The sequence below is a fragment of the Corynebacterium sp. Marseille-Q4381 genome (assembly GCF_036881695.1).
Lineage (GTDB): Bacteria > Actinomycetota > Actinomycetes > Mycobacteriales > Mycobacteriaceae > Corynebacterium.
The window spans coordinates 117,553-142,673 of record NZ_JBAJNR010000001.1; the positions used below are offsets into that span (position 1 = coordinate 117,553).

Below are 25,121 nucleotides of genomic sequence, written 5' to 3' on the forward strand. Positions count from 1 at the left end.
GTGCGGATTCTTAGGTTCCCAGAGCTTTCCTCGCTTATCGACGCCACCGCGTCCCGCCTCACCTCCCTCGTCCGCGACATCCAGTCCTCAGCAGACGGCGGCCTCCACGGCGACGGCGTGGCCCGCCTCGTGCTGACCGGCGGCACCGCCGGCATCGCGCTGCTGCGCCGCCTCGCTGAGCCCGAACTGTCGGAGCAGATCGACTGGTCCCGCGTCCACGTTTTCTTCGGCGACGAGCGCAACGTGGCGCCCACGCACCCCGATTCCAACGAAGGGCAGGCTCGCGAGGCGCTGCTGGACCGCGTCGGCATTCCAGCGCGGCACATCCACGGCTACGGCCTTGACGGAGGCCCGATGGACGAGGCGGTCGCGCGCTACGCTGAAACACTCAACGCTGTCGCACCGCAGGGGTTCGACCTGCACTTGCTCGGGATGGGCGGCGAAGGCCACATCAACTCGCTGTTCCCTCACACCGACGCCGTGCGCGAGCGCGACCTTATTGTCATCGCTGTCTCCGACTCCCCGAAGCCGCCTGCCGAGCGGGCGACGTTGACCCTGCCCGCGGTTGCGCGCGCCGAGTGCGTCTGGTTCCTCGTCTCCGGCCAGGAGAAGTCGGAAGCGGCGGCAGCGCTGGCTACCGGAGCCGATCCTGAGGAATGGCCCGCCGCCGGCGCCAAGGGTACAGCCGAAACAGTGCTCTATGTCACCGAGGACGCGGCTCCTCCCCAGTCGTAACTGGACAAACAAAAAGCTTCCCGCATGGTGCGGGAAGCTTTTTACTGTGCATACCGTCTACTACGGCGTGACCGGCGCGGCGTACGTCTGGATCAGGTTCAGCGCGATGATGCACGCGATCCAAATAATCGCCAGCACCACCGTCACGCGGTCCAGGTTGCGCTCGACCGTGGTCGAGCCGGACAAGTTCGCCTGCACGCCGCCGCCGAAGAGGCTGGACAAGCCGCCGCCCTTGCCCTTGTGCAGCAGGACAAAGATCGTCATCAGGATCGAGGAGATGACCAGCACGATCTGAAGCGCGAGCGCCATGCGGTTGAACCTTCCTAGGTTGGAGACCGTTAGTGTCTAACTTTGGCCAGCCTACACCACCGCCGCCCGCCCCTAGGAATCAGACACGGCTACTGAACCGCTTGCGCTGCGGCGGCCGCGAGCTTGGCAAAGTCATGGCCGTCAAGCGAAGCGCCGCCGACAAGGCCGCCGTCTACATCGGGCTCGCCGATGATCTCGGCGACAGTGTCGACCTTCACCGAGCCGCCGTAGAGGATGCGGATACTGTTTGCGGTGTCCTCGTCTGCCAACTCGCGCACCAGCCCGCGGATAGCGCGGCACACTTCTTGCGCGTCGCCGGCGGAGGCTACCTTGCCGGTGCCGATTGCCCACACCGGCTCGTAGGCGATCACAGTTCGGGCGAGCTCTTCTGCGCTCAGGCCCGCCAGCGACGCGCGGGTCTGCTCCACCACGTAGTCCACGTGCTCGCCGGCCTCGCGCACCTGAAGCGGCTCGCCCACGCACACGATCGGGTGGATGTTGTGCTCGAGCGCCTTCTTGGCTTTCGCGGCGACCAGCTCGTTGTTCTCTGCGTGGTACTCGCGGCGCTCGGAGTGGCCGACAACCACCCAGGTGCAGCCGAGACGCTCGAGCATGGCGGCCGAGATCTCGCCGGTGTAGGCGCCGTTGTCGTGCGCGGAGACGTCCTGCGCACCGAAAGTGATCTGCAGTTTGTCCCCCTGAACCAGCGTCTGGATGGAGCGCAGATCGGTAAACGGGACGGTCAAGGCGACATCGACAAACTCGTAGCCGTCCTTCGGGAAGGCGAACGCGAGCTTCTGCGCGCTCTGGATTGCCTCGAGGTGGTCGTGGTTCATCTTCCAGTTGCCCGCGATGAGCGGTTTGCGTGCCATGGTGATCCTTCCTAGTCGGTCAGTACAGCAACACCCGGCAGCTCCTTACCCTCGATCAGCTCGAGGGAGGCGCCGCCGCCGGTGGAAATGTGCGAGAAGCCGTCTTCGTCGAGTCCGAGGGTGCGCACCGAGGCGGCCGAGTCCCCGCCGCCGACGACGGTGAACGAACCGTTGTCCTCGGTCGCGGCGATCATCGCCTCGGCGACGGCCTTCGTTCCGTCGGCGAAGTTCTCGAACTCGAACACACCCATCGGACCGTTCCAGAACACGGTCTTCGAGTCCTTGATCGCCTCGGCGTACGCGGTCGCGGACTCAGGTCCGATGTCGAGGCCCATCCAGCCCTCAGGGATTGCGTCGAGGCCGACAACCTTCTTCTCTGCGTCCTTGGAGAACTCAGGTGCCGCAGCGACGTCGGTGGGCAGCAGCAGTTTGTCGCCGTAGCGGGCGATGAGATCCTTGCAGGTGTCGACCATGTCTTCCTGCAGCAAGGAGTTCTGCACGTTGTGGCCCTGGGCCGCGAGGAAGGTAAAGCACATGCCGCCGCCGATGATGACCTTGTCGGCCTTCTCGGCCAGCGCCTCAATGACACCGAGCTTGTCGGAGACCTTCGAACCGCCGAGCACGACAACATACGGGTGCTCCGGGTTGTCCTTCACGGACGAGAGGGTTTCGACCTCTTTCTCCACGAGGTAGCCGGCGTAGGCGGGCAACTGCTTCGCCACGTCGTAGACGGAGGTCTGTGCGCGGTGCACCACACCGAAACCGTCAGAGACGAACGCGCCGTTGTCGGCGGCCAGGGCGGCGAGCTCGGACGCGAACTCGGCGCGCTCGGCCTCGTCCTTGGAGGTTTCACGCGGGTCGAAGCGGACGTTCTCGAGCAGGAGGATTTCGCCCTCGGTCAGGCCGTTGGCGCGCTCGTGCGCGTCCTCGCCGGAAACGTCGCCTGCCAGGGGCACGAACTGGCCGAGACGCTCGGACAGAGCCTCGGCGACCGGGGACAGGGAGTATTTGTCGTTCACTTCACCTTTGGGGCGGCCGAGGTGGGCCATGACGATGACCTTCGCTCCGTCGTCAAGCAATGCCTTCAAGGTCGGAATGGAGGCGTCGATGCGCCCTGCGTCGGTGATGTTGCCCTCGTCGTCGAGCGGGACGTTGAAGTCGGAGCGCACGAGCACGTGGCGGCCGTCGACACCTTCCTCCAACAGCTGCGCAAGCGTTTTGGTGGCCATGAAAATCTCCTCAGTAATTCTCCGTGTTATGAAAACGGGCCCGCAGCCACGCCGCGAGCCCCCTTTGTTGACAACTGTGTTGCGGTTACAGCTTATCCGCGACGAACTTGGTCAGGCGGATGTACTGGGAGGTGTAGGACCACTCGTTGTCGTACCACGAGATGACCTTGACCAAGTTGCCATCGATAACGCGGGTCATACCTGCGTCGAAGATCGCGCCGTGCGTATTAGCGATGATGTCGGAGGACACGATCGGATCTTCGGTGTACTCCAGCGCCACGCCCAGGACCTCGTCCTGCACGGCGTTCTTGACCGCCTGGTTAACCTCCTCCACCGTGACGTCCTTGTTCAGAGTGACGGCGAGGTCGGTGGCGGAGCCCGTGATCGTCGGCACGCGCATGGCGAAGCCGTCGAGCTTGCCCTCCAGGTTCGGCAGCACCAGCGCGACAGCCTTGGCAGCGCCGGTGGTGGTCGGCACGATGTTCTGAGCTGCGGCGCGGGCGCGGCGCAGGTCCTTGTGCGGCGCGTCCTGGATGCGCTGGTCGCCGGTGTAGGCGTGGATGGTGGTCATCAGACCAGACTGGATGCCGAACGCCTCATCGAGCACCTTGGCCACAGGGGCCAGGGAGTTGGTGGTGCAGGAGGCGGCGGAGATGATGTTCTGCTCGCCGGTGTAATCGGTGTGGTTCACACCCCACACGTACGTGCCGTCGACGTGCTTGCCCGGTGCAGAAATGATGACCTTCTTCGCGCCCGCGTCGAGGTGCGCCTTAGCATCGTTCGCGTCGGTGAAGCGACCAGTGCAGTCGAGCACGATATCCACACCTGCCTCGCCCCATGCGAGGTTCGCCGGGTCCTTCTCAGCAGTGACCTCGATGCGGCGGCCGTCAACGGTGATGGATTCCTCGTCGTACGACACCTCGCGGCCGAGCTGACCGTACGTGGTGTCGTATTTCAGCAGGTGGGCAAGCGTCTCGTTGTCGGTCAGGTCGTTGATCTTGACCACTTCGAGGTCGCCGGCATACTCGTCCAAGATGATGCGGAACGCGGAGCGGCCGATACGACCGAAACCGTTGATGCCAATGCGGGTAGTCATGCCTTCAATCTCCTCTGGGTTGAATATTCGTTGACTCGTTGGACCCACCGCGGCGCATCTCGTTGGCAGTGTTTGCCTAGGCGCTAACGGCGCTCACGATGGCCCGTCACAACCCAGTGTAACCAGCTGGCCCCGCAGCTGCAGGGGCAAATTGGAGGGTGATCTGTCTAACGCTAATCCGCGCCGCCGCTGCCGTTGGCGGCCTCGGCTGCCGCGGCGGAGGTGTCCGGAAGATCGAGTTCGCTGGCGCGCTTATCGGCCAGGGACAGCAGACGGCGGATGCGGCCCGCCACGGCGTCTTTGGTCATCTGCGGGTCAGCTAACCGGCCCAACTCCTCGAGCGACGCGTGCCGGTGCTCGACTCGCAGGTAGCCTGCCTCAGCCAAATGCTCCGGTACGTCGTCGCCGAGAATTTCAAGCGCACGCTCGACGCGAAGCGCAGCCGTCGCCGCGGCTTGCGCCGAGCGGCGCGTGTTCGCGTCGTCGAAGGTGGCGAGGCGCTGGCCCGTCTTCGCGGTTTGTTGCCGGGTGACCCGCTTTTCGTCCCACTCCAAGCGGCTGCGCTGCGCGCCCATTCGGGTCAGCAGTACACCGATGGTCTCGCCGTCGCGAATAAAGACGCGCTCGGTGCCGCGTGTTTCGCGGGTCTTCGCCGCGACCCCCATGCGCCGAGCGAGGCCGACAAGAGCGAGCGCGGCTTCCTGCCCGGGGCACGCTACGTCGAGCGAAGCCGTGCGACCTGGCTCGGTTAAGGAACCCCGGGCGAGGAACGCGCCGCGCCACGCGGCCTCCACCGCCGCCATAGATCCGGAAATGACCTGACGTGGCATACCTACGACGGGGTGGCCGGACGGGGTAACGAGTTTCAGCCGGCGGATCACGTCGTCGGTGCGGCTGTCCACGATGACGTGGTGGCGGGTTTCGCGGCTCGCGCTGCCGGGCTCGACGGTTTCAATCCGGCATGGCGTCTCGCAGGTTTCCTCGAGCAGGGCACCGAGAAGGTCGGCGACGGCGCGCTCAGCGAAGTTGCACACCAGCGCAAGGCCGCGGGGGGTGGATTCGTAGGCGCCGGCAAAGCGGATGAGCGCGGTTGCTTCTGCCGCGCGGGCTTCAGCGGAGGTCCGCCTCACGCCCAGAAGCTCATCTTTCACCTTTGCGGTCAGCGCCACCGTCGGATCCTTTCCCCTTCACAATTGCCGTCGAGACAGTCTAGCTTGCCTGCAAAACCTCGAGCAGCGCGGTGGCGAGCTTCTCCGGATCGTGCCTGTTCAGCCCTCGGCCGTCGGCGTCGGCTTCCCGCACCTCGCAGAAGCAGATTTCCGCGCCCGCCACCGCAGCCGCGCGGCGCAGGTTGTCGCGCTCGCCCTCGGTCAAGCTCAACGTGCTATCGGCGATGAAGTAGTCGACGCGCAGCTCAGGCGCGTGGCGCTCAAAGACGTGCAGGTGGCGCTCAGTAGTGAAACCAGGCGTCTCCCCCGCCTCAGGCGAGAGGTTCAGAAGCACCGCGACCTTCGCGTCCGTCTCGTTCAGCGCTGTCACAATCTCAGGAACGAGCAGGTGCGGGATCACCGACGAAAACCAGGAACCGGGCCCGATGGTGACCAGATCGGCGTTGCGGATCGCAGCGACCGCGTCTGGGGAGGCCACCGGCTTATCGGGCAGCACGCGCACCCGGCGCACTGTGCCGGGGGTCGTGGCGACGGCGACTTGCCCGCGCACGGAGCGCAGCACCCTCGGGTCGTCATCAAGACCCGCGACGTCAGCTTCAATCTCGAGCGGTGTCGGGCACACAGGGATGACGCGGCCGACGGATCCAGTCCAACCCGCTACCACGTCGAGGGCAGCTTGCATCGACCCCAGCTGTTCGTTGAGGCCGGCGAGAATCAGGTTTCCCACTGCGTGGCCCGCCATCGCGCCGTGACCGCCGAAGCGGTGCTGCAACGTGTCGCGCCAAAGATCTCCGTCGCCGTTCGCCGCGGTGAGCGAGGCCAGCGCCATGCGCAGGTCTCCCGGCGGCACGATGTCCATTTCGCGGCGCAAACGGCCTGAAGAGCCGCCGTCGTCGGCGACGGTCACGATTGCGTCGATCGTGGTTGCGTTCGCGAGACGGGCAGCTTGGAGGGTTTGGTAAAGACCGTGCCCGCCGCCGAGGCAGGCAATGTGGAACGAAGACACGAGTGAATGTACCGCCTTTAGTGCCGCTCGAGGTCGCGGTGGATCACGCTGACATCCACATCGCCCCGCTGACGGAGCCTGCGCCCGATCGCTTCGGATACGGCCACCGACCGGTGGTGCCCGCCGGTGCAGCCCACGCCGACAGTGATGAAGTCCTTGCCCTCGCGGCGGTACCCCGCCAGAGTGCTGCTGAGCAAATCGACGAAGTTGTCGACGTATTCCTTCGCGCCCGGCTGCGTGAGCACGTACTGCGCCACCTGCTCATCCACGCCGCGGTAATCGCGCAGTTCCTCAATCCAGTACGGGTTGGGGAGGAACCGGACGTCGAGCACGATGTCCGCGTCGCGCGGGGAGCCGTGCTTGAAGCCGAACGACTCGACGGTGACGTGCTGGCGACCGACAGGCAACTCGCCGACTGAAGCCTCCACCGCGCGGCGCAAATCGTGCACCGACAGGTTGGTGGTGTCGATGATGATGTCGGATTGCGCGCGAAGGGTCTCCAGCAGCTCGCGCTCGCGGGCAATGCCGGTCTCGAGCGTGGCGTTGCCCTGCAACGGGTGCGTGCGCCGCACCGAGTCGAAGCGGCGTATCAGCACATCGTCGCGCGCCTCGAGGAAGAGCACGAACGGCGTGTAGCCGCGTTCCTTGATGCCGTCGATGGTCTGCATGAGCGAGCCGTTGAACACGTCAGCGCGCACGTCGGTGACCACAGCGAGCCGGTCGACAGGCGAATCGTCCGCCGCAGCGAGGTCGATCAGCTCGAGAATCAGTTGCGGCGGCAAATTCTGGGAGACGAAGTAACCCTTGTCCTCGAAAACTTTCGCCGCCGTAGACAGGCCGCCACCGGAAAGTCCCGTGATGATCACCGGTCGTATCTGATCGCGCATGAAAAATATAGTAGTGGAAAACGACTTGTGGATCTTAAGTGCGCAAGTGGTCGAAAATCGTCTGGGCGAGCTTTGGCCCGACGCCCTTGACCTCCTGCAGCTCCTCCACGCTCGCTTCCTTCATCTTCTTCACCGAGCCGAAGTGCTTGACCAAGTCGGAGCGGCGAGCGGGCCCGAGACCCGGCACCCCATCGAGGGCGGAGGCGCGCATCCGCTTGGAGCGCTGCTGGCGGTGGTAGGTAATAGCGAAACGGTGCGCCTCGTCGCGAATCTGCTGGAGCAAGTACATGCCCTCGGAGTTGCGGGGCAGGATCAGCGGCTCGTCGTCGTGCGGCACCCACACCTCTTCAAGGCGCTTGGCAAGCCCGATGAGCTGCACGTCGACAATGCCGAGCTCGTCGAACACCGCTTGCGCGGCGTTGACCTGAGGCTTGCCGCCGTCGACGATGAACAGCTGCGGCGGGTACGCGAAGCGGCGCGAGGACGATTGGCTGCCGGTAGTCTCGACGTCGGCGTCTTCCTCGTCGGTGAACGTCTGCTCCGCGGCCATCTCGTCGGGGTTAGCCAACTTGTCCTCGTTGTAGCGCTTAAATCGGCGGCGGGTGACCTCGGCGATGGAGCCGACGTCGTTCGAATGGCCGTCGCCCGCGGCTTCCTTAATGCGGTAGCGGCGGTAGTCGTTCTTCTTCGGCAGGCCGTCCTCGAACACGACCAGCGAGGCGACGACATCGGTGCCCTGGATGTGCGAAATGTCGGTGCACTCGATGCGCAGCGGCGCCTCGTCCATCATCAGCGCGTCCTGGATGTCTTGCAGCGCCTGCGAGCGCGCGGTGAGATCTCCCACACGCTTCAGCTTGTGTTGGTGCAGCGCCTCGGCCGCGTTCTTGTGCACCGTTTCCATCAGCGCGCGCTTATCGCCGCGCTGCGGCACCCGCACCTCCACCGGCCCGCCGCGGAGCTTGCCCAGCAGCGATTCAACATCGTCGAGCTCCGCGGGCAGGACCTCGACGAGGATGTCGCGGGGCACAGGCATCGGAGGCTGCACCTTGGCGCGCGATTCCTGGTCCACCCCGCGGCGGCGCACCTTCTGCGCTTCGATGCGCTTATCTTCCTCTTCTTCCTGGGCGGCGCGCTCGACGGCGTCGGAATAGTACTGCACGAGGAAGTTCTGCATGAGGGTCGGCAGCGCTGGGTCCTTCTGGCCTTCCTCCAGACGCTCGAGCGAGCCAGGCTCGTCACCGGTCTTCTCCACCACCCAGCCGCGCTGGGAACGGATCCTGCCGTCGCGGACGGTGAAGATCTGCACGGCCGCTTCCAGCTCGTCTGAAGCGAACGCAATCACGTCAGCGTCGGTGTCCTGGCCCAGCACAACCGTCTGGCGCTCCATCACTTTGTTGACTGCGCCGAGGTCGTCTCGCAGCCGCGCGGCCTTCTCAAACTCGAGGTTCTCCGCCGCCTCGTTCATTTGGGCGGTGATGCCCTTGACCAGAGCGTCCGTGCGCCCAGACATGAACCCCATGAATCCTTGGACGATTTCGTCGTACTCGGATTCCGTCACTCTCCCGACGCACGGCGCCGAGCATTTGTCGATGTAGCCCAAAAGGCACGGCCGGCCCAGCTGTTCGTGGCGGTTGAACACGCCGTTCGAGCACGTGCGGATCGGAAATACCCTGGTGAGCAGGTCGAGTGTTTCGCGCACCGCCCAAGCGTGGGAAAACGGGCCGAAGTAGCGCACCCCCTTGCGCTTCGGTCCGCGGTAGAAGAACGCCCGCGGATAGCGCTCCTTCACGCTGACCGCGAGCATGGGGTACGTCTTGTCGTCGCGGTACATGACGTTGAACCACGGGTCGAAGCGCTTGATCCACGTGTACTCCAGCTGGAGCGCCTCAACCTCGGAACTGACAACGGTCCACTCCACCGACGCGGCGGTAAACACCATCTGCCGGGTGCGCGGGTGCAGCGTCTGCGGCGGCTGGAAGTAGTTGTTCAGCCTGGCTCGCAGGCTTTTCGCCTTACCCACGTAGACGACTCTGCCGTTGGCGTCGCGGAACTTGTACACCCCGGGCTCAGTCGGAATGGTTCCTGGTGCTGGCCGGTAATCTTTCGGGTTTGCCACTGTGCGCTGGTGCTTCGTCCTAATCTTCTGGCATGTACTTCGCCTCGAGCACGCGGAAGTCCTCGACGGCCTGAATGGCGCGTTCCTTATCCCCCGCCTGAATCGCCCACAGCGGGACGTACTCGAAGTCTGGCAACTCGAGGCGCGCCATCCGCGAGCCCTTGGGGAAGTTCAGTCCGTACACCAGGACCCACGGGTAGAAGCGGGTGCCGATGATGTTGACCACCTGCACGCCGTCCGCGTTGGCTCGCACCCGCGGCCGAGTCAGCGCCACCCACGACAGCGCGGAAATGATCAGCCCCACACCGACGAACGCGAACTGGTCGAGACTGGTGAGCGTAACGCCCGTGAACTCGGCGTTCACTACGGCAGCCATAAAGATGTGCACCGCCATGACGACGACGATCCACACCGCGGCGACGCGCTTCAGGTGCGAAGAGCGCACCTCGTACTCCCACGGCTTGTCCGTGGTTGCCGCGTGCGGGTCGAGCGCGGTGAGGTAGGCAAGCTCCCGGTCCTCCAGTTGGCTTTGGTGCGATGCTTTTCCGCTCACGTCTACCCGCTTCCCTTCGCCGCCTTGTTGACGGCGCCTTCATGTTGGTTGTGTGGTGATCCTAGCCCTTCAGCGGCAAGGAGCGAACTTTGCGCAGCTCCACCGCCGCGCCGAGGGCGGCGCGGACGGCATCCGCACCCTTGTCCTCCTTGGCGTCCTCGCCGCCGGCGCGCTCGATCGCCTGGTCCTCCTCCTCGACGGTGAGCACACCGTTGCCCACGGGGGTCGCCTCGTCCAGGGCGACGCGGGTGAGCCCGGCGGTGACGGAGTCGCACACGTACTCGAAGTGCGCGGTCTCGCCGCGAATCACGCAACCGAGCGCAACCACCGCGTCGTAGCGGCGGGCGCAAGCCTGCACGACAACCGGCAGCTCAAGCGCGCCGTCGACGAAGTAAGTGTCCGCCTTTACCCCGAGGCCGCGGGCAGTCTCCAAGGCGCGCTGCGTCATCTGCTCGACAACGCCCGCGTTCCAACGGGTAGCCACAACTGCCAGGGTGAGTCCTTCGGCCCGTAACTGGTACTCCTCAGGTGCTCCGGTGGACGACATGTTTTTGCTCCTTCGCGTCGGCGTTTGATGCTTCGAGTGTATGAGAGCAGTCTATGCGTTCGCCTCAGGGTGCTCGGCGAGCCACTCGCCCACTGCGGGAAGATCGTGTCCCATCCGGTCGCGCTTGGTGCGCAGGTAGCGGATGTTCTCGTGCGACGGCGCCACTTCGATGCGCACTCGGCCGCTGATGCGCGGCCCTGCACCGTCGAGCGCGGCCACCTTGTCAGGGTTGTTCGTCATGAGCTGGGCGGAAACGAGGCCGAGGTCGGTGAGGATGTGGGCGGCGGTGGTGTACTCGCGGGCGTCGGCAAGCAGCCCTTGCTCGAGGTTGGCGTCGACGGTGTCGAAACCTTGGTCCTGCAGCCGGTACGCCTCCAGCTTGGGCAAAAGCCCGATACCCCGGCCTTCGTGGCCGCGCATGTAGATCAGCACGCCGCGGCCGGCGTTGTGGATGCGCCGCATCGACTCGTGCAGCTGCGGCCCGCAGTCGCAGCGCTTGGAGGCGAAGACGTCGCCGGTAAGGCACTCGGAGTGCACGCGCACCAGCACGTCGTCTTCACCGGCCACGTCGCCGCACACCAGCGCCACGTGCTCCACGCCGTCGATGCCGCTTCGATAGCCGTAGGCGGTGAATTCCCCGAACTCGGTGGGCAGGCGCGCCTCGGTAACGCGGGCGACCAGTTGCTCCGTGCGCTTGCGGTAGGCGATGAGCTGCTCGATGGAGATCATCTTCAACCCGTGGGTGTCGGCAAAACGACGCAGCTCGTCGAAGCGGGCCATGTCGCAGGGGTCATCCTCCGAAACGATCTCGCACAAGGCACCAACCGGCCGGCACCCCGCCATCCGCGCCAAGTCCACCGCCGCCTCAGTGTGCCCGTCGCGGGTCAGCACGCCGCCTTCGCGGGCGCGCAGCGGCACCACGTGGCCGGGGCGGGTGAAGTCGGCCGGGACCGATTGGGCGTCGGCGAGGCGGCGGATCGTCTCCGCGCGGGAGGTCGCCGAGATGCCAGTTCCTCCCGTCGCGGCGTCCACGGTCACGGCGTAGGCGGTGCCGCGCACGTCCTCGTTGCGGACCACCATCGGCGGCAGGTCGAGGGCGGTGGCGCGGGCGTCTTCAAGCGAAACGCAGATGTAGCCCGAGGTGTAGCGCACCATGAAGGCAACCAGCTCCGGGGTAGCCTTCTCGGCGGCAAAGATGAGATCGCCCTCGTTCTCGCGGTCCTCGTTGTCCACCACGACAACGGCCTCGCCGCGGGCAACGGCCGCGACCGCCTCTTCTACTGGATCCAAACGGTTAAGACGGTCGGGGTTGCTCATACGGCGCAATGTTAGCCCCGCACCATTTTCTCGACGTACTTGGCCACGATGTCCACCTCGAGGTTGACGGTGTCCCCCTCGCGGAGCTTGCCGGCGGTGGTTGCGGCGAGGGTGGTAGGGATGAGCGAGACTTCGAACCAGCCCTCGCCGACAGCCGACACCGTGAGGGATGTGCCGTTGACGGCGATGGAGCCCTTCTCCACCACGTAGCGCTCGAGCGGAGCCGGCAGCGAGAAGCGGAACACCTCCCAGTTATCCGACGGGGTTCGAGCAACCAGCCGCGCAGTTGCGTCAACATGCCCCTGGACGATGTGGCCGCCCATGCGCTGGCCCGCCGCAAGCGCTCGCTCCAGGTTCACCGCAGAACCCACCTCGTACTCTCCGATGCGGGAGCGGTTCAGACTCTCGCGCATCACGTCCGCGCAAAACGCGGTGTCTGCGAGCTCAACCACCGTCAGGCACACACCGTCGACGGCGATGGAGTCGCCCGGCTGCGCATCGGAGGTGACCAGCGGCGCATCCACGGTCAAGCGCACCGCGTCACCGAGCGCTTCCAGCTTGACGACGCTCCCCTGCTCCTCCACCAACCCAGTAAACATTTTCGTCTCACGCCTTCCTTTTCATCTCAAAGATCACGTCGTCGCCTAAAAGCATGGTGCGCACCGGTTGAAAGCGGCGGGCATCTGCAAGGGTTTGCGCCACCGGTCCCGCCAGCACCCCGCGGCCCGCGCCCAAAAACGCCGGCGCGATGTGAGCCTGGACCATGTCCACCAAATCAGCAGCGAGGAAACTGTGCGCTAAGTGCGCCCCACCCTCGAGCAGGACGTCGCGGGCGCCGGTCTCCCACAGCGCGCTCAGGGCCTTATGCGGGGTGGCGTAGCACTCGTAACCGCCCGGCACCTCGCCTGCGGCGGCGCGCGAGCCGATCACTACCCTGCGCGGCTGCCGGTCGTAAAGCGTGCCGTCCGGTTTCCGGGCGGTCAGCTTGGGTTTGTCGGCGAGCGCTGTGCCCGATCCCACGATGATCGCGTCGCGGGTCGCGCGGTCCTCGTGCACCCACACGCGCGCCTTGTCGCCTGTGATCCACTGGCTGGTGCCGTCGGCGGCGGCGGTGAAACCGTCCGCGGTGGCCGCGTACTTCCACGTCACCGCCGGCCTGCCGAGACGCACCGAGGTAAGCCACGGCTCGAGCGCGCCGACTGCGATAGGCAGGTGCGTCACCTTGACACCGTTCTCGCGCAGGTGTTGCGCGCCCCCGGCGGCCTGCGGGTTCGGGTCTGCCGTGAGATACACCACCTCGGCCACGCCCGCGCGCACGAGCGCCTCCGCGCACGGCCCAGTGCGGCCGGTGTGGTTGCAGGGTTCCAGCGTCACAACCGCCGTCGCTGAACGGGCGCGTTCGCCCGCCGCGCGCAGCGCCACGACCTCGGCGTGCGCGCCGCCGGCGGGTTCGGTGGCGCCGCTTGCGATGGGGTTGCCGTGGGCGTCGATAAGCATGCAGCCCACAGGCGGATTGGGCGACGTGGTGCCGCGGACCGACTCGCCCGCCTGGATCGCGGCGGATGCGGCCTCGGCGAGGCGGCTAGGAAGCACGTGCCTCACGCGCGAGCGCGCGCAGCCGCTCCACGGCCTCGGCCGGGTTGTCGGCGCCGAACACCGCGCTGCCGGCAACGAACGCGTCCACACCCGCCGCAGCCGCCTCGGCGATCGTCTCGCTCGAAATGCCGCCGTCGATGCCGATAACGGTGTCAAGGCCCTGCTCCGCGATTGCGTCCCGGAGCTGCACCACCTTGCCCAGCACCTCCGGCATGAACTTCTGCCCGCCGAAGCCAGGCTCAACGCTCATCACCATGACCTCGTCGAAGTGCTCGAGGCTGTCCAGGTACGGCTCAACCGGCGTGCCGGGTTTGACGGCGAACCCGGCCTGCACGCCGAGGTCCTTGCATTGGCGCGCCGCGGCCACGTGGTCACCCACCGCCTCGACGTGGAACACCATCCGGTCTCCGCCAGCCAGTGCGTAGGTCTTGAACCACCTCTCCGGGTCCTCGATCATCAAGTGCATGTCCAAGAACTGCTCGGTGACCGCGTTGACCGCGTTGGTCACATCGGGCCCGAACGACAAGTTGGGCACGAAGTGGCCGTCCATGATGTCGACGTGAATCAGGTCGGCGTTGGCAACTTTTCGCACGTCGTCGCCGAGCGCGGCGTAGTCGGCTGCGAGAATCGACGGGGCGATGTAGATCATGGTGCTTAGGGTAGCTTCCTCAAAACGGCGAAGAACATCGCGTCGGTGCCGTGCCGGTGCGGCCACATTTGCACGCTTTTGTGCTCGCCGACGTCCTCCATACCCCCGGCGAACTGGTGGGCGTCGAGCTCCTCGACCTGCCCAAGGGCAAGTTGCTTGTCGACGATCCCCCGCGTCTCCCGCACATCCGGACTGCACGTCGAGTACACAATCACCCCACCCGGGCGCGTCAGGCGCACCGCCGAGGCCAAAAGTTCCGACTGCAGTGTGTTGAGTTCGGCGATGTCGCGCTCCGTCTTTATCCAGCGCGCCTCCGGGCGGCGCCGCAGCGCTCCGAGCCCGGAACACGGCGCGTCCACCAGCACGCGGTCGAAGCTCGCCTTTTCTAACCCGGGGTCGCGCCCGTCCGCCACGGTGACCTTGACCGGGAGGTCGCCGACCGCCTTTCGGATGAGCTCAGCGCGGTGCGGCGCGACCTCAACCGCGGTGACCCGCGCGCCGTCGATCGAGGCGATTGAGCCGATTAGTGCGGCCTTGCCGCCCGGGCCCGCGCACAGGTCGAGCCACCGGCCTTGATCGCCCTCGACCGGCACCTCAGCCAGTGCGCGGGCGATGAGCTGGGAACCTTCGTCCTGCACACCGGCGAGGCCCTCGCGCACCTCCTGTAACTGGCCTGGGTCACCTTCGGGCAGGTAGACCGCGTACGGGGAGTACTTGCCCTCTTCACCGCCGGTGGTCAACGCGAGCTCCTCGGCTGTGATCTCGCCGGGGCGCGCCACGAGGTGGACGATGGGGCGCTCCGAGTCTGCCTTCAGCGCGGCGTCCAGCTCAGCGACTGCGCTTTCGCCCAGCGCGGCTGCGAAGCTGGCGGCAACCCAGTCGGGGTGAGCGTGGTTGTGGTCGAACTTCTCCAACCACTGCGCCGCCGGAGTGCGCGCGATGGATCGCAGCACGCCGTTAGCGAAGCCTTTGGCCTTCTCTTGGTTCGCCGCCTCCACCAAGCGCACCGAGGTGTCGACCGCGGCGTGATCCTCCACGCGGGTGTAGAGCAGCTGGTAGGTACCGAGCCGTAGCGCGGTGAGCACCTCGGCGTTGATATCGTTCACCGGCCGCGACGAGTTCGCTCCAATGACCTCGTCCAGCACGCCCATGGTGCGAAGCGCCCCGTACGTTAGCTCGGTGGCGAACGCGGCGTCGCGGCCCTTGATCTTGCGCTCTTTCAACAGCCCCGGCAGGGTGAGGTTCGCAAATGCCCCGTCGCGGGTGACGCGCAGCATCGTCTCGAAGGCGGCCTCGCGCGGCGCGTCGCCGATCGAAGCCGGGCGCGCCTTCACGCTGTACCGCGTCTGCTGCCTGGGCGTCGTGCGCTTTTCACCGCGAGGTCCCCGCCTGCCGTCTGCTCTCGACCTGAATCCGCCGCTCACTCGAATACCACGCCCTTCTCCGCGTCCTCGGGTTTCATGCCGCGCGCCCAGTCAGCCGCGTTCATCATCTTCTTCCCCGGCGGCTGGACCCGCGTCAGCGCAACGTCTGCGCTGCCGGTGCCCACCAGCACCTGCTTCTTCGACGCGCGCACCTCCCCGGGGGCGAGCTCCGACGTCTCCTGCGCTTCGACGCGCTCGAGTTTCACCCGGTCTCCGCCGAGAGTGGTCCACGCGCCGGGCGCGGGGCTGAACGCGCGCACTACGCGGTCAACTACCCCTGCCGGTTGCTTCCAGTCGACGCGCGCCATCTCGGGCGTGATCTTGCCGGCGTAGGTCCCCTCGGTCGGCTGGGGCGTGTGCGCGGCTGCGCCGCTCGCGAGCTGGTCCATCGCCTCTACGAGCGCGGCGGCCCCTGCTTCGGCGAGACGGCCCAGAAGTTCACCGGAGGTCTCACCCGGTTCAACTTCAGTGCGCAGGGTGTGGATCACGTCCCCGGTGTCTAAGCCTTCATCGATGCGGAAGACCGTGGCGCCGGTGACCTCATCGCCGTGGAGGATCGCGTGCTGCACCGGGGCCGCCCCGCGCCACTGCGGCAAAAGGGAGAAGTGTAGGTTCACCCAGCCGTGCGGCGCAATATCCAGCATGTCCGACGGAATCAAGTTGCCGTAGGCGACAACGGGGATGCAGTCCGGCTCGAGTTCTTTCAAGCGCTCGCGGATCTCCTCGTTGTCTTTCAGCGTATCCGGGGTGAGCACCTCAATCCCGTGCTCGGCGGCGAGCTCCTTCACCGGCGAGGGGTGCAGGCTGCGGCCGCGGCCCTTCCTCGCGTCGGGGCGGGTCAGCACCGCCACTACCTCGTGCTGCGAGTCGATAAGATGGCGCAGCGATGCCGCAGCCGGCTCTGGGGTCCCGGCGAACACTAGGCGCATAGAACGAACGTCTCCTTGTAGTTGCAGCTTTTAAGCTTGGAACCATTCCGCAGCGCGGATCTCGGCCATGGCGGCCTTGCGCTGCGCCGGTTCCATCCGTGTAAGGAACAGTACCCCGTCCAAATGGTCGGTCTCGTGCTGGATGCAGCGCGCCAGTAACCCCGAGGCGCGGATCACCACCGGCCGGCCGAACTCGTCGACGCCGCGCGCGAGCACGTCCTGGTGCCGTGTTACCTCCCCGCGGACGCCGGGGACCGAAAGGCACCCCTCGGAACCGGTCTGGTAGGCCTCGCCGACCGGTTGCCACACGGGGTTGATCAGCACCCCGCGCATGCCCTGGCACCCGTAAACGAACACGCGCTTGGCGACGCCGACCTGGTTGGCGGCCAGCCCGACGCCGCGGGAGGCGTCCATCGTCGCCAACATGTCCCCCGCGAAAGCCCGGATGGACTCGTCGATGCGGTCGACCTCCTGCGCTCGCGTCGTGAGCACGGGGTCGCCGAAGTAGCGCAAACGCAACAATGCCATGCGCCCACGCTAGCCGATGTCAATCGGGTTGACCTGCACCCGCAGGGGCAGATCTACCTTGCGCGCACCCCGGCTGGCCACTCCTGCGCGTAGCGATTTGCCCAGCGCGTCGCGGCCTGCAAGCGGCGAGCGCACCAGCATGCGCTGCGCCGGGCCGTGGGTGTGTGTATCCCACTCCCCCGGCAGCCCCGCGCCGGGGGGCAGGTCGACGGGGCCCAAGAGTTCGGAATGCTCCGGCAGCGTGGTGTGGGCGAAGAAGTCGTCGAGGGCGGCGCGGGGGGCATCGACAAGCGCGACATGCACTGCGGGCGGGAAACGCGCGTCGCGCCGCTGCGCGAGCTCAAGCGCTGCGAAGCCCTCGACATCCCAGCGGATCAGGTGCTGCACCGCGGGGATGGAAGGGTCCGCAACGACGACCACTTCCCCGCCCTCGGAGGCGGGTTGGACAAGTGCCGCGGCCCGCAGCCATGTCGTGAACGTGTCCTCGGTTGCCCGCAGGTCGGGACGCTGCAGCAACGCCCACGTGTCGAGCAGGACTGCCGCCCCGTATCCGGCAGCTTCGCCCGCGACCCGCGGCTCCGCTCCCGGCGTGGCGACGACGATCGCGGGCTTTCGGTCGACCATGTCGCGGATCTTTTCCCCCCACGAACTGATGATGCGGTGCTTCGGAAACGCCCGCCCGAGCTCCTCCGCGGTGCGCTCGGTGCCTAAGACCACGGCGCGCATTTTCTTCGACCCGCACGCCGGGCACACGTGGTGCGGGTCCATGCGTCCGCACCAGCGGCACGCCGGTGCCTGCGCCTCGCCCCCGGCGGGCAGGCCAAGCGGGCCGTTGCACCAGCGGCACCGCGACGGCGCGCGGCACACCCCGCAAGCGAGCGCCTGGATGTAGCCAGTGCGCGGCACCTGGAACAGCACCGGCCGGCCCCGCTCCAGCGCGCGCGACGCAGCTAAAAACGCAGACGACGGCAGGCGGGCCTGGCGGGCGCGGGGGTCGCGCTCCAGCTCGAAGTCGGAGTCGCCTGCGGCGTGGATGCGCGGTGCTCGCGCCCGGACCGTGTCGCGGGGTGCGGTCAGCGAGTGCGCCCACCCGGACTCCACCAGAAGCTGCGCCTCCGCGGTCCGGGCGTAGCCGCCGATGATGACTGAGGTGCGCTCGATCGGCGCGCGGGTGGTGATGACCTCGCGGGCGTGGAAATACGGCTCGCGCGGGTCAACCAGCGAATCGTCGCCGTCGAACATCACCACCGCAAGCCGCAGGTTCTCCAACGGCGCAAAGGCCGCGGAACGGGTACCCACCACAATGCGCGCCTGCCCGTGCAGCACCGAGAGGTAGCGCGAGTAGCGGGCTTGCGGTCCCTGGGAGGCGGTCAGTGTGGTCACCTGCTTCGCGGAGACATGTGCGCGAAGCGCCGCCTCAAGCTGGTCGACGTTACGCTGGTCGGGCACGACGATGAGCGCGGAGCCGCCGTCGATCGCGACTTTGACCGCGAGCGCGGCCAGCGCCTCCGCCCAGCTATCGCCCGGCGCCACCTGCCACGCCGCCCGCGCCACGTTGCCGGCCAGCACGGCGTCGACGAAACTCTCGCCGAAGGTGTAGGCGCTCCACGACGACAGGTCCGGCTCTGAAACCTCGCCGAGCTCGTCCCAGCTGGTGGCCGTGTCCGTCTCCTCGGCCTTGGCGTGGCGCGCCGGGATCGCTGCGCGGTAGAGGTCGGAGCGGGTGGCTGCGTAGCGGTTCGACAGGGCGTCGATAAGCTGCCTGAGCTTTGCCGGCGCCACCACCTCGGGCGAGATAACCCGCTCGATGAACCGCAGCTTGCCCTGGTGCGTGGACTCCGCGGTGCGCTCCAGGACAACCGCGTCCACCAACCGCCCAGCGAAACGGATGCGCACTTTCACCCCGGGTCGCGCCGCAGCTGAATCCGCCTCCGAAACGAGGTAGTCGAAGGTGCGGTCCAGATGCGCGAGCCCGATCAGCGGCAACACCCGCGCGACGGGGTCGGCGGCGCTGGAAGTCGGCATGGCGACGATTCTAAGCCCCCGGTTGGCTAAAGCTCAGACCAAGGCGCATACTCAGTTGCGAATTGTTTTGGAAGTACCTGTCGTACCCATAAGGACTGTCCCCCATGAACCGCGCCGTCCGCGCCACCGTCGCTGCTGTCTGCTCGCTCGCACTGCTCACCCCCGCGTCTCACGCGCTGCCGAGCGTGTCGGACCTGTCGAGCTCCAGCTCACGCGCGACGAACGACGCCTGGTTGCAGGGCTACAACGCGCTGCCTGCCCAGCTGCGCGAGGCCGTGCCGCCGCACCTGCGGCCCGCCCAGCCCGCGCCTCTGCCGGCACCGCCCGCTGAGCCCGAGTACGAGGCCGCGCCGGAGCCCACGCCAGCACCGGACACCTGCGCGAACTGCGTGGCGATCACCTTCGACGACGGCCCGGGAGCCTACACCGGCCGGCTGCTGGACATCCTGGACGAGAAGAACGCCAAGGCGACCTTCTTCGTTGTCGGGCAGAACGCGAACGCCAACCCTGCGCTGATGCGCCGCATGCGCGACAGCGGCCACACGGTTGCCAACCACACGTACAACCACCCAGACCTGAAAAAGCAGTCGGACGCGGCGATTGCGAAACAGCTCGACGACACCAACGCAGCGATCGCGAACACCACGGGTATTAAACCGAAGTGGATGCGCCCGCCGTACGGCTCCTACGACAACCGCACGGTGGCCGAGGCGAAAAGCCGCGGCCAAGCAGTAGCGGTCTGGGACGTTGACACGGCCGACTGGCAACACCGCAATTCTGCGAAGACCTGCAGCATCGCCGTCCAGAACTCCACGCCGGGCTCCATCATCCTGATGCACGATATCCACGCCCCCACCGTCGACGCGGTGCCGTGCGTCATTGACGGGCTGCGCGCCAAGGGTCTGCGCCCTGTCAGTCTTGAATACATGGTGAAACAATCCGAGCCGGGTCGCGTCTACACCCACCGGCCGTAAAGCAGCCAGCCTCACCGCGCCCGCGCGTTGCGGCCGTTACAGTGAGATGCCATGACTACTTCGACAGCGGTATCTGACGACACCGAAAGCGCCGGGCGCACCGGCTGGCGCACGGCGACCCCGTGGGTCATGATCGCCACGTACGTCCTCGCACCGTTGCTGATCATCCCCGCGGCGGGCGAGCAATCCGCGCCCACAGCCGTGATCGCCCTCGTCTTCGGGGCGGCTGCGGTCTTCGGCTTCGTCGACGGGTGGACCTTCCGCTTCACGTGGTCGCTGCCGATTCTCGCCGGAGTCGGTTTCTGGCTGGCGAAGACGCTCTACCTTAACGACGGCACGTTTATCTACCTGCTGGGCTGCGTCGTCATCGCTGCCCTCGCGGGCGCGCTCGGCAGCGCGGCGAACCGCGGGAAGGGCGCACGCGCGTGACCATCGAGACATGGGTGCTCGACCACCCCGAACACGGCCGAATCGAGGTGCGCGCCGGGTTCGACAGCGATTTCCTCGCCCTCGATCCATCCTGGCCGGGCATGACCGACGCAGGCAAGGTGGGCGTGCGCCCGGACGCCGACGCCTCGCTTTCCGCTCGGGCGCGGGCGCGCATGCAGAATCCGCCGATGCGGATGGAGTTTCTTGTCGACGCCGCGGTGCAGCAACAGTACGACGCGGTAGAAAGCGGGCGTTTCCCTCTCTACGGCGAGGGCGCGAAGGAGACGCTTTCACCGACGATATCGCTCGGTGTCGACCGGGAGAAACCCCACCTGAAGATCACAGCGAACGCGTTCAAGGACATCCTCGCCATCGATTACCGCGAGGGCTCCACTGTGGTCGAGTTCGATCCCCCGGCTGGATCCCGCGGCGCGAAACGGCGCGATACCATGGCCTCCAGCTCGCTGAAGCGAACGCTCATCCCCATTGCAGAGGGGCTGGGCAAAGGCGGTTGGGCGCTCGCGGTGGTCCTGCTCGGCCCGCTGGTAGGCAGGCTCTTAAATTGGCTGCTGGGCTTCCTGCCCGACTGGCAGCTGCCCGACATCACGCTGCCGCACGCGGACCTGCCGGTGCCGAAACTCCCCCAGACCGCGCTGCCAACTCCGAACATCCCATTCCCAGAGATCACCCTCCCGCAGCTGCCTGAATGGGTGGGGTGGCTCGCCGAATACTCCAAGGTGTGGGTGCCGGTGGTCATCGGCATCGTGGTCGGTATCGTCGCGCTGCGCAACCACAAGCGGTCAGAGGCGGAGAAGGCGAGGTGGAACGCCCCGCGCGGCGAGGCGCCCGAGGAACGCTAGGCCACGCCGGCCGCACGCTTGAGCTCGTCGACCTTGTCCAGCTGCTCCCACGGCAAATCCAAATCGTTTCGCCCAAAGTGGCCGTAGGTGGCGGTCTGCGCGTAAATCGGACGCAGAAGGTCGAGCTCGCGGATGATGGCGTCAGGCCGCAGGTCGAAGACCTTCTGCACCGCCTGCTGGATGGACTCGTCGGTCTGGCCTTCGGCCGCGGTGCCGAACGTCTCGACGTAGAGGCCGACCGGGTTCGCGCGACCGATGGCGTACGCCACCTGGACCTCGACGCGCTCGGCGAGACCAGCCGCCACAATGTTCTTCGCCACCCAGCGCATTGCGTACGCCGCCGAGCGGTCCACCTTTGACGGGTCCTTACCGGAGAACGCACCGCCGCCGTGGCGGGCCATGCCGCCGTAGGTGTCCACGATGATCTTGCGGCCGGTCAGGCCGGCATCACCCATCGGGCCGCCGACAACAAAGGACCCGGACGGGTTCACCAAAAGCTTGGTGTCCTCGTTGTAGAACTCGTCCAGACCCGCGTCCTTGACTACCCACTCCAAAACATGCTCGCGCATCGCGCCCTCGAGCGCTTCGCCTGTGAAGTCGTCGTCGTGCTGGGTGGAGATGACCACCGTGTCGAGGTGGACCGGGGTGTCGCCGTCGTAGGCGAACGTGACCTGGGTCTTGCCGTCCGGGCGCAGTCCCTCGACGATGGCCTCGTGGCGGACCTGCGCGAGGCGGCGCGAGAGGCGGTGCGCCGTGGCGATAGGCAGCGGCATGTACTCCGGGGTCTCGTGGGTGGCGTAGCCGAACATCAACCCCTGGTCGCCGGCGCCGGACTGGGCGAACTCCTCGACCTCGGCACCTGCGCGCGCCTCCTGGGAGGTGGTGACGCCGGCGGAAATCTCCTCTGACTGGTCGCCGATGGCAACGTTGACGCCGCAGGTGGTGCCGTCAAAGCCAACCTCGGAGGAGTTGAACCCGATCTCCACCAAGCGGTCCCGCACCAGCTTGGCGATGTTGGAGTACGCCGTGGTGCGCACCTCGCCCACCACGTGCACTTGGCCAGTGGTCACCAGCGTCTCTACCGCGACACGGGACTTCGGGTCCTGGCGCAGCATGTCGTCCAAGATGGCGTCCGAGATCGAGTCGCAGATTTTATCCGGGTGCCCTTCAGTCACCGATTCGCTGGTGAATAGCCGGTGGAAAGTGCCAGTTGCAGTGTCATCGTGAAGAGACAAGGTAGTCACGCTTTCAAGTAATCGGGTGTATCACCCAACACACTAGACCAAGCTGTCTAAATTGGCAACGCTACGCGCCGTACGTCTCGATCGCGTCCCAGATGCGCACCGCGACCTCCATCTTGGTGCCGTCCGGCACCTCCACCTCGGAACCGTCCGCTCCAAGCATCCACCCCGAGTTTCGCTCCTCGCCGAACACCTTTCCTCCCGCGACGGAGTTCACCATCAACAGGTCCGCCCCTTTGCGCTCGAGCTTCGCGCGGCCGTTGGCCAGCACATCGTCGGTTTCCGCTGCGAAACCGACAATCACCGCTTTGGTCTCGCGGGCATTTCGCTTATCGACGATCCCCCGCAACACATCAGGGTTCTCCTTAAGACGAAGCGTGCTCAACGCGTCGTCCGCCTGCCCCTTCTTCAACTTCGAGGTCGCTACCCTCTCCGGCCGGAAGTCTGCGACCGCCGCGGCCATGATGACCACATCCGCCTCCGCGACGCGCTCGTTCATCGCGGCCTCCAGATCGCGTGTGGAGCGCACCCGCACCACCTCCGCGCCGGCCGGTGTGTCCAGATCGTTGGTGTCTCCCGCCACGACAGTGACCTGCGCACCTCGCTGCGCGGCGATCTCCGCCAGCGCGAACCCCTGCTTGCCGGAAGAGCGGTTGCCGATGAAACGCACCGGGTCGATGTTCTCCTGCGTGCCGCCGGCGCTAATCACCACGCGTTTGCCCTCGAGCGTGCGAGCAATCGGGCCGGTCGAGGCAACTGTGCGAGCCAGCTCCGCGATCTGGCGCGGCTCAAGCAACCGCCCCGGTCCGGTGTCCTTGCCCGTCAAGCGGCCGCTTGCTGGCTCTAGCACGGTGATGCCGCGGCTGCGCAGCGTCGCAACGTTCGCCTGCGTCGCGGCGTTGTGCCACATCTCCGTGTGCATTGCTGGCGCGATGACCACCGGGCAGGTGGCCACCAGCACTGTTGCTGTGAGCAGGTCGTCTGCGCGGCCTGCCGCGATGCGGGCGATCACGTCGGCGGTCGCCGGAGCAACCACCACGAGGTCCGCCTCTTGGCCGACGCGAACGTGTTGGACCTCGTCCACCCGGCTGAACACACCGGTGTCCACTGGGTGACCCGACAGCGCTTCGAAGGTGGCTGCGCCGACGAAGTTGAGCGCGTTCGGCGTGGGTACCACCCGCACGTTGGCCCCCGACTCCTTGAAGTCCCGCACGAGGTGGCACGCCTTGTACGCGGCGATGCCGCCGGCGACCCCGACCACAACCTGAAAATCGCTCATGGGGTCCGAGTCTACAAAAAACGGTGCCCCGCACCCGCCTCAAGTTGAGGCGGCGCACGGGGCACCGTAACGCTTGGAAGGGTTTACTGGCCCTCTTCGTGCTCCAAGAGACCCGCCTGGATCTCGCGCAGCGCGATGGAAAGCGGCTTCTCGCCCGGTTCGGGGTTCACCAGCGGGCCGATGAACTCGAAGACGCCTTCGTCGGAGTTCTGGTAGAAGCTGTTGATCTGGCGAGCACGCTTGGCCGCGAAAATGACCAGTGCGTACTTCGAGGAGACCTTGGTCAATAGCTCGTCGATCGGGGGCGCGGTAATGCCCTCCGGTTCGTCGTAGACGCGCTCCTGCTCGATCACCGCGTCGTCAGCAGCTTGCGACAGATCGTCGGTTACGTTGCTCACTTACACCTACTCGCTTGTTGTGTTGGTCAAAATTGCCGCGATTGCGGCGACTGTCTGGTCGACATCGTCGTTCACCACGACAGTGTCGAACTCGCCCTGTGCGTCGAGCTCTTCCCTGGCAGTGCTGAGACGCCGTTGGATGACGTCCTCGGTTTCCGTGCCGCGGCCGGTGAGCCGCTCGACGAGCGCCTCCCACGACGGCGGCGCCAAGAACACGGTTGCGGCTTCCGGCATTAGGCGCTTGATGTTGCGCGCGCCGGCGAGGTCGACTTCGACCAGCACCGGGTAGCCCGCCTCCAGCGCCTCGTTCACCGGGCCGGCCGGTGTGCCGGAGCGCTGCAGGCCACCGTGAATGTCGGCCCACTCCAGCATTTCGCCCGCGTCGATGCGGTGCTGAAAGTCGTCGGCTGTGACAAAGAAGTAGTCTTGGCCGTCAATTTCGCCCGGCCGCGGGGCGCGCGTAGTCATGGACACGGAGAAATAGAGGTTCGGCACATCGGTGACCAAACGGCGCACCACTGTGGACTTCCCTACCGCGGACGGTCCCGCGAGAACGACGAGCCTGCCGCGTTTCGTGCCCTCAACCACGTCGCTTTACGCCTCGTAGCCGAAACGCTCGAGCAGAGCGCGGCGCTGACGGTCACCGAGACCGCGCAGGCGGCGGGTCTGAGCGATCTCCAGCTCTTCCATGATCTCGCGAGCCTTCACCTTGCCCACCTTCGGCATAGCCTCGAGGAGTGCGGAGACCTTGGTCTTGCCCACGATCTCGTCGGTGTCCGCCTTGTCCAGGACGTCCTTGAGGGTGATCTCGCCGCGCTTGAGCGACGCCTTCAGCTCTGCGCGCTGCTTGCGGGCCTCAGCTGCCTTCTCAAGTGCCGCCTTGCGCTGCTCATCGGTCAACTGTGGAAGTGCCACGGGTTCCTCCAATGTTTCTAAGTTCTTAAGTGGTCCAG

27 protein-coding genes are annotated in these 25,121 nt (G+C 66.4%); 4 read left to right on the forward strand and 23 right to left on the reverse strand.

From position 1 onward, the window contains the following. Entirely contained in the window at nt 1–735 is a 735-nt protein-coding gene (pgl, locus tag V6D40_RS00610) for a 6-phosphogluconolactonase (RefSeq protein ID WP_442891868.1), read from the forward strand. 60 nt (nt 736–795) lie between these two features. On the opposite strand, the gene secG is transcribed toward pgl, so the two are convergent. From secG to V6D40_RS00700, 18 genes are all read right to left on the reverse strand, one after another. Continuing rightward, nucleotides 796–1,044, reverse strand: a complete 249-nt coding sequence (gene secG / locus V6D40_RS00615) for a preprotein translocase subunit SecG (RefSeq protein WP_334265097.1) — start codon at nt 1,042–1,044, stop codon at nt 796–798. 89 nt (nt 1,045–1,133) lie between these two features. Beyond that, nucleotides 1,134–1,916, reverse strand: a complete 783-nt coding sequence (tpiA, locus tag V6D40_RS00620) for a triose-phosphate isomerase (protein ID WP_334265098.1) — start codon at nt 1,914–1,916, stop codon at nt 1,134–1,136. An 11-nt stretch (nt 1,917–1,927) separates the two neighbouring features. Beyond that, a complete protein-coding gene (locus tag V6D40_RS00625) occupies nt 1,928–3,145 on the reverse strand; it encodes a phosphoglycerate kinase (RefSeq protein WP_334265099.1) in 1,218 nt (405 codons plus the stop codon). Between the two features lie 85 nt (nt 3,146–3,230). Next, nucleotides 3,231–4,241, reverse strand: a complete 1,011-nt coding sequence (gene gap, locus V6D40_RS00630) for a type I glyceraldehyde-3-phosphate dehydrogenase (RefSeq protein ID WP_334265100.1) — start codon at nt 4,239–4,241, stop codon at nt 3,231–3,233. 173 nt (nt 4,242–4,414) lie between these two features. Next, complete coding sequence (gene whiA / locus V6D40_RS00635; protein ID WP_334265101.1) at nt 4,415–5,410, reverse strand: DNA-binding protein WhiA; 996 nt, start codon at nt 5,408–5,410, stop codon at nt 4,415–4,417. Nucleotides 5,411–5,450: 40 nt separating this feature from the next. After that, a complete protein-coding gene (locus tag V6D40_RS00640; RefSeq protein ID WP_334265102.1) occupies nt 5,451–6,416 on the reverse strand; it encodes a gluconeogenesis factor YvcK family protein in 966 nt (321 codons plus the stop codon). 17 nt (nt 6,417–6,433) lie between these two features. Further along, nucleotides 6,434–7,303 (reverse strand): RNase adapter RapZ, encoded by an 870-nt coding sequence (rapZ, locus tag V6D40_RS00645; RefSeq protein ID WP_334265103.1) that lies wholly within the window; start codon nt 7,301–7,303, stop codon nt 6,434–6,436. 34 nt (nt 7,304–7,337) lie between these two features. Further along, nucleotides 7,338–9,419: an excinuclease ABC subunit UvrC gene (gene uvrC, locus V6D40_RS00650; protein WP_334265104.1), complete on the reverse strand. Its 2,082-nt coding sequence runs from the start codon at nt 9,417–9,419 to the stop codon at nt 7,338–7,340. A gap of 19 nt (nt 9,420–9,438) precedes the next feature. After that, a complete protein-coding gene (locus V6D40_RS00655; protein ID WP_334265105.1) occupies nt 9,439–9,972 on the reverse strand; it encodes a PH domain-containing protein in 534 nt (177 codons plus the stop codon). 61 nt (nt 9,973–10,033) lie between these two features. Beyond that, the gene (gene ribH, locus V6D40_RS00660) at nt 10,034–10,519 is read right to left on the reverse strand and encodes a 6,7-dimethyl-8-ribityllumazine synthase (RefSeq protein WP_334265106.1); all 486 of its coding nucleotides are present in this window, start codon (nt 10,517–10,519) and stop codon (nt 10,034–10,036) included. Nucleotides 10,520–10,570: 51 nt separating this feature from the next. Next, nucleotides 10,571–11,836 carry a bifunctional 3,4-dihydroxy-2-butanone-4-phosphate synthase/GTP cyclohydrolase II gene (locus tag V6D40_RS00665; protein WP_334265107.1) on the reverse strand — a complete coding sequence of 422 codons (1,266 nt, stop codon included), beginning with the start codon at nt 11,834–11,836 and terminating at the stop codon, nt 10,571–10,573. Nucleotides 11,837–11,847: 11 nt separating this feature from the next. Next, nucleotides 11,848–12,435 carry a riboflavin synthase gene (locus V6D40_RS00670; RefSeq protein ID WP_334265108.1) on the reverse strand — a complete coding sequence of 196 codons (588 nt, stop codon included), beginning with the start codon at nt 12,433–12,435 and terminating at the stop codon, nt 11,848–11,850. Between the two features lie 7 nt (nt 12,436–12,442). Then, on the reverse strand, nt 12,443–13,429 hold the full coding sequence (gene ribD / locus V6D40_RS00675; protein WP_334265109.1) for a bifunctional diaminohydroxyphosphoribosylaminopyrimidine deaminase/5-amino-6-(5-phosphoribosylamino)uracil reductase RibD: 987 nt from the start codon (nt 13,427–13,429) through the stop codon (nt 12,443–12,445). After that, nucleotides 13,419–14,081, reverse strand: a complete 663-nt coding sequence (rpe, locus tag V6D40_RS00680) for a ribulose-phosphate 3-epimerase (RefSeq protein ID WP_334265110.1) — start codon at nt 14,079–14,081, stop codon at nt 13,419–13,421. The genes ribD and rpe overlap by 11 nt, the downstream gene beginning before the upstream one ends. Nucleotides 14,082–14,086: 5 nt before the next feature. After that, nucleotides 14,087–15,505, reverse strand: a complete 1,419-nt coding sequence (locus tag V6D40_RS00685) for an RsmB/NOP family class I SAM-dependent RNA methyltransferase (RefSeq protein ID WP_334265111.1) — start codon at nt 15,503–15,505, stop codon at nt 14,087–14,089. Next, entirely contained in the window at nt 15,502–16,434 is a 933-nt protein-coding gene (gene fmt / locus V6D40_RS00690) for a methionyl-tRNA formyltransferase (RefSeq protein WP_334265112.1), read from the reverse strand. The genes V6D40_RS00685 and fmt overlap by 4 nt, the downstream gene beginning before the upstream one ends. A 30-nt stretch (nt 16,435–16,464) precedes the next feature. Beyond that, nucleotides 16,465–16,962: a peptide deformylase gene (gene def, locus V6D40_RS00695; protein WP_334265113.1), complete on the reverse strand. Its 498-nt coding sequence runs from the start codon at nt 16,960–16,962 to the stop codon at nt 16,465–16,467. 9 nt (nt 16,963–16,971) lie between these two features. Further along, complete coding sequence (locus tag V6D40_RS00700) at nt 16,972–18,987, reverse strand: primosomal protein N' (RefSeq protein WP_334265114.1); 2,016 nt, start codon at nt 18,985–18,987, stop codon at nt 16,972–16,974. Nucleotides 18,988–19,091: 104 nt separating this feature from the next. On the opposite strand from V6D40_RS00700, the gene V6D40_RS00705 reads away from it, so the two are divergent. Genes V6D40_RS00705 through V6D40_RS00715 form a run of 3 tightly spaced genes read left to right on the forward strand, consistent with a single transcriptional unit; the run spans nt 19,092 to nt 21,250 of the window. After that, on the forward strand, nt 19,092–19,961 hold the full coding sequence (locus V6D40_RS00705) for a polysaccharide deacetylase family protein (RefSeq protein WP_334265115.1): 870 nt from the start codon (nt 19,092–19,094) through the stop codon (nt 19,959–19,961). 51 nt (nt 19,962–20,012) lie between these two features. After that, the gene (locus tag V6D40_RS00710; protein ID WP_334265116.1) at nt 20,013–20,390 is read left to right on the forward strand and encodes a hypothetical protein; all 378 of its coding nucleotides are present in this window, start codon (nt 20,013–20,015) and stop codon (nt 20,388–20,390) included. Further along, on the forward strand, nt 20,387–21,250 hold the full coding sequence (locus V6D40_RS00715; protein ID WP_334265117.1) for a hypothetical protein: 864 nt from the start codon (nt 20,387–20,389) through the stop codon (nt 21,248–21,250). Before V6D40_RS00710 ends, V6D40_RS00715 begins: the two co-directional genes overlap by 4 nt. On the opposite strand, the gene metK is transcribed toward V6D40_RS00715, so the two are convergent. The 5 genes from metK to mihF all read right to left on the reverse strand — a co-directional run bounded on the left by metK (nt 21,247) and on the right by mihF (nt 25,083). Beyond that, complete coding sequence (gene metK / locus V6D40_RS00720) at nt 21,247–22,494, reverse strand: methionine adenosyltransferase (protein ID WP_442891870.1); 1,248 nt, start codon at nt 22,492–22,494, stop codon at nt 21,247–21,249. The two genes, V6D40_RS00715 and metK, sit on opposite strands and share 4 nt — an antisense overlap. 61 nt (nt 22,495–22,555) lie before the next feature. Next, nucleotides 22,556–23,770: a bifunctional phosphopantothenoylcysteine decarboxylase/phosphopantothenate--cysteine ligase CoaBC gene (gene coaBC, locus V6D40_RS00725; RefSeq protein ID WP_334265119.1), complete on the reverse strand. Its 1,215-nt coding sequence runs from the start codon at nt 23,768–23,770 to the stop codon at nt 22,556–22,558. Nucleotides 23,771–23,853: 83 nt separating this feature from the next. Then, nucleotides 23,854–24,168, reverse strand: coding sequence for a DNA-directed RNA polymerase subunit omega (gene rpoZ / locus V6D40_RS00730; protein WP_442891871.1), 315 nt, complete (start codon nt 24,166–24,168; stop codon nt 23,854–23,856). 6 nt (nt 24,169–24,174) lie between these two features. After that, a complete protein-coding gene (gene gmk, locus V6D40_RS00735) occupies nt 24,175–24,756 on the reverse strand; it encodes a guanylate kinase (protein ID WP_334265120.1) in 582 nt (193 codons plus the stop codon). Nucleotides 24,757–24,762: 6 nt separating this feature from the next. After that, nucleotides 24,763–25,083: an integration host factor, actinobacterial type gene (mihF, locus tag V6D40_RS00740; protein WP_334265121.1), complete on the reverse strand. Its 321-nt coding sequence runs from the start codon at nt 25,081–25,083 to the stop codon at nt 24,763–24,765. Nucleotides 25,084–25,121: the final 38 nt, after the last annotated feature.

Excerpts from the sequence above, each read along its gene's own strand:
- V6D40_RS00670 (WP_334265108.1), bottom strand. The coding sequence starts at position 12,435 with ATGTTTACTGGGTTGGTGGAGGAGCAGGGGAGCGTCGTCAAGCTGGAA.
- rapZ (WP_334265103.1), bottom strand. The coding sequence starts at position 7,303 with ATGCGCGATCAGATACGACCGGTGATCATCACGGGACTTTCCGGTGGC.
- V6D40_RS00705 (WP_334265115.1), top strand. The coding sequence starts at position 19,092 with ATGAACCGCGCCGTCCGCGCCACCGTCGCTGCTGTCTGCTCGCTCGCA.
- fmt (WP_334265112.1), bottom strand. The coding sequence starts at position 16,434 with ATGCGCCTAGTGTTCGCCGGGACCCCAGAGCCGGCTGCGGCATCGCTG.
- coaBC (WP_334265119.1), bottom strand. The coding sequence starts at position 23,770 with ATGAGCGATTTTCAGGTTGTGGTCGGGGTCGCCGGCGGCATCGCCGCG.
- rpe (WP_334265110.1), bottom strand. The coding sequence starts at position 14,081 with ATGATCTACATCGCCCCGTCGATTCTCGCAGCCGACTACGCCGCGCTC.
- V6D40_RS00700 (WP_334265114.1), bottom strand. The coding sequence starts at position 18,987 with ATGCCGACTTCCAGCGCCGCCGACCCCGTCGCGCGGGTGTTGCCGCTG.
- secG (WP_334265097.1), bottom strand. The coding sequence starts at position 1,044 with ATGGCGCTCGCGCTTCAGATCGTGCTGGTCATCTCCTCGATCCTGATG.
- gap (WP_334265100.1), bottom strand. The coding sequence starts at position 4,241 with ATGACTACCCGCATTGGCATCAACGGTTTCGGTCGTATCGGCCGCTCC.
- V6D40_RS00665 (WP_334265107.1), bottom strand. The coding sequence starts at position 11,836 with ATGAGCAACCCCGACCGTCTTAACCGTTTGGATCCAGTAGAAGAGGCG.
- V6D40_RS00625 (WP_334265099.1), bottom strand. The coding sequence starts at position 3,145 with ATGGCCACCAAAACGCTTGCGCAGCTGTTGGAGGAAGGTGTCGACGGC.
- tpiA (WP_334265098.1), bottom strand. The coding sequence starts at position 1,916 with ATGGCACGCAAACCGCTCATCGCGGGCAACTGGAAGATGAACCACGAC.
- ribH (WP_334265106.1), bottom strand. The coding sequence starts at position 10,519 with ATGTCGTCCACCGGAGCACCTGAGGAGTACCAGTTACGGGCCGAAGGA.
- def (WP_334265113.1), bottom strand. The coding sequence starts at position 16,962 with ATGGCATTGTTGCGTTTGCGCTACTTCGGCGACCCCGTGCTCACGACG.
- V6D40_RS00710 (WP_334265116.1), top strand. The coding sequence starts at position 20,013 with ATGACTACTTCGACAGCGGTATCTGACGACACCGAAAGCGCCGGGCGC.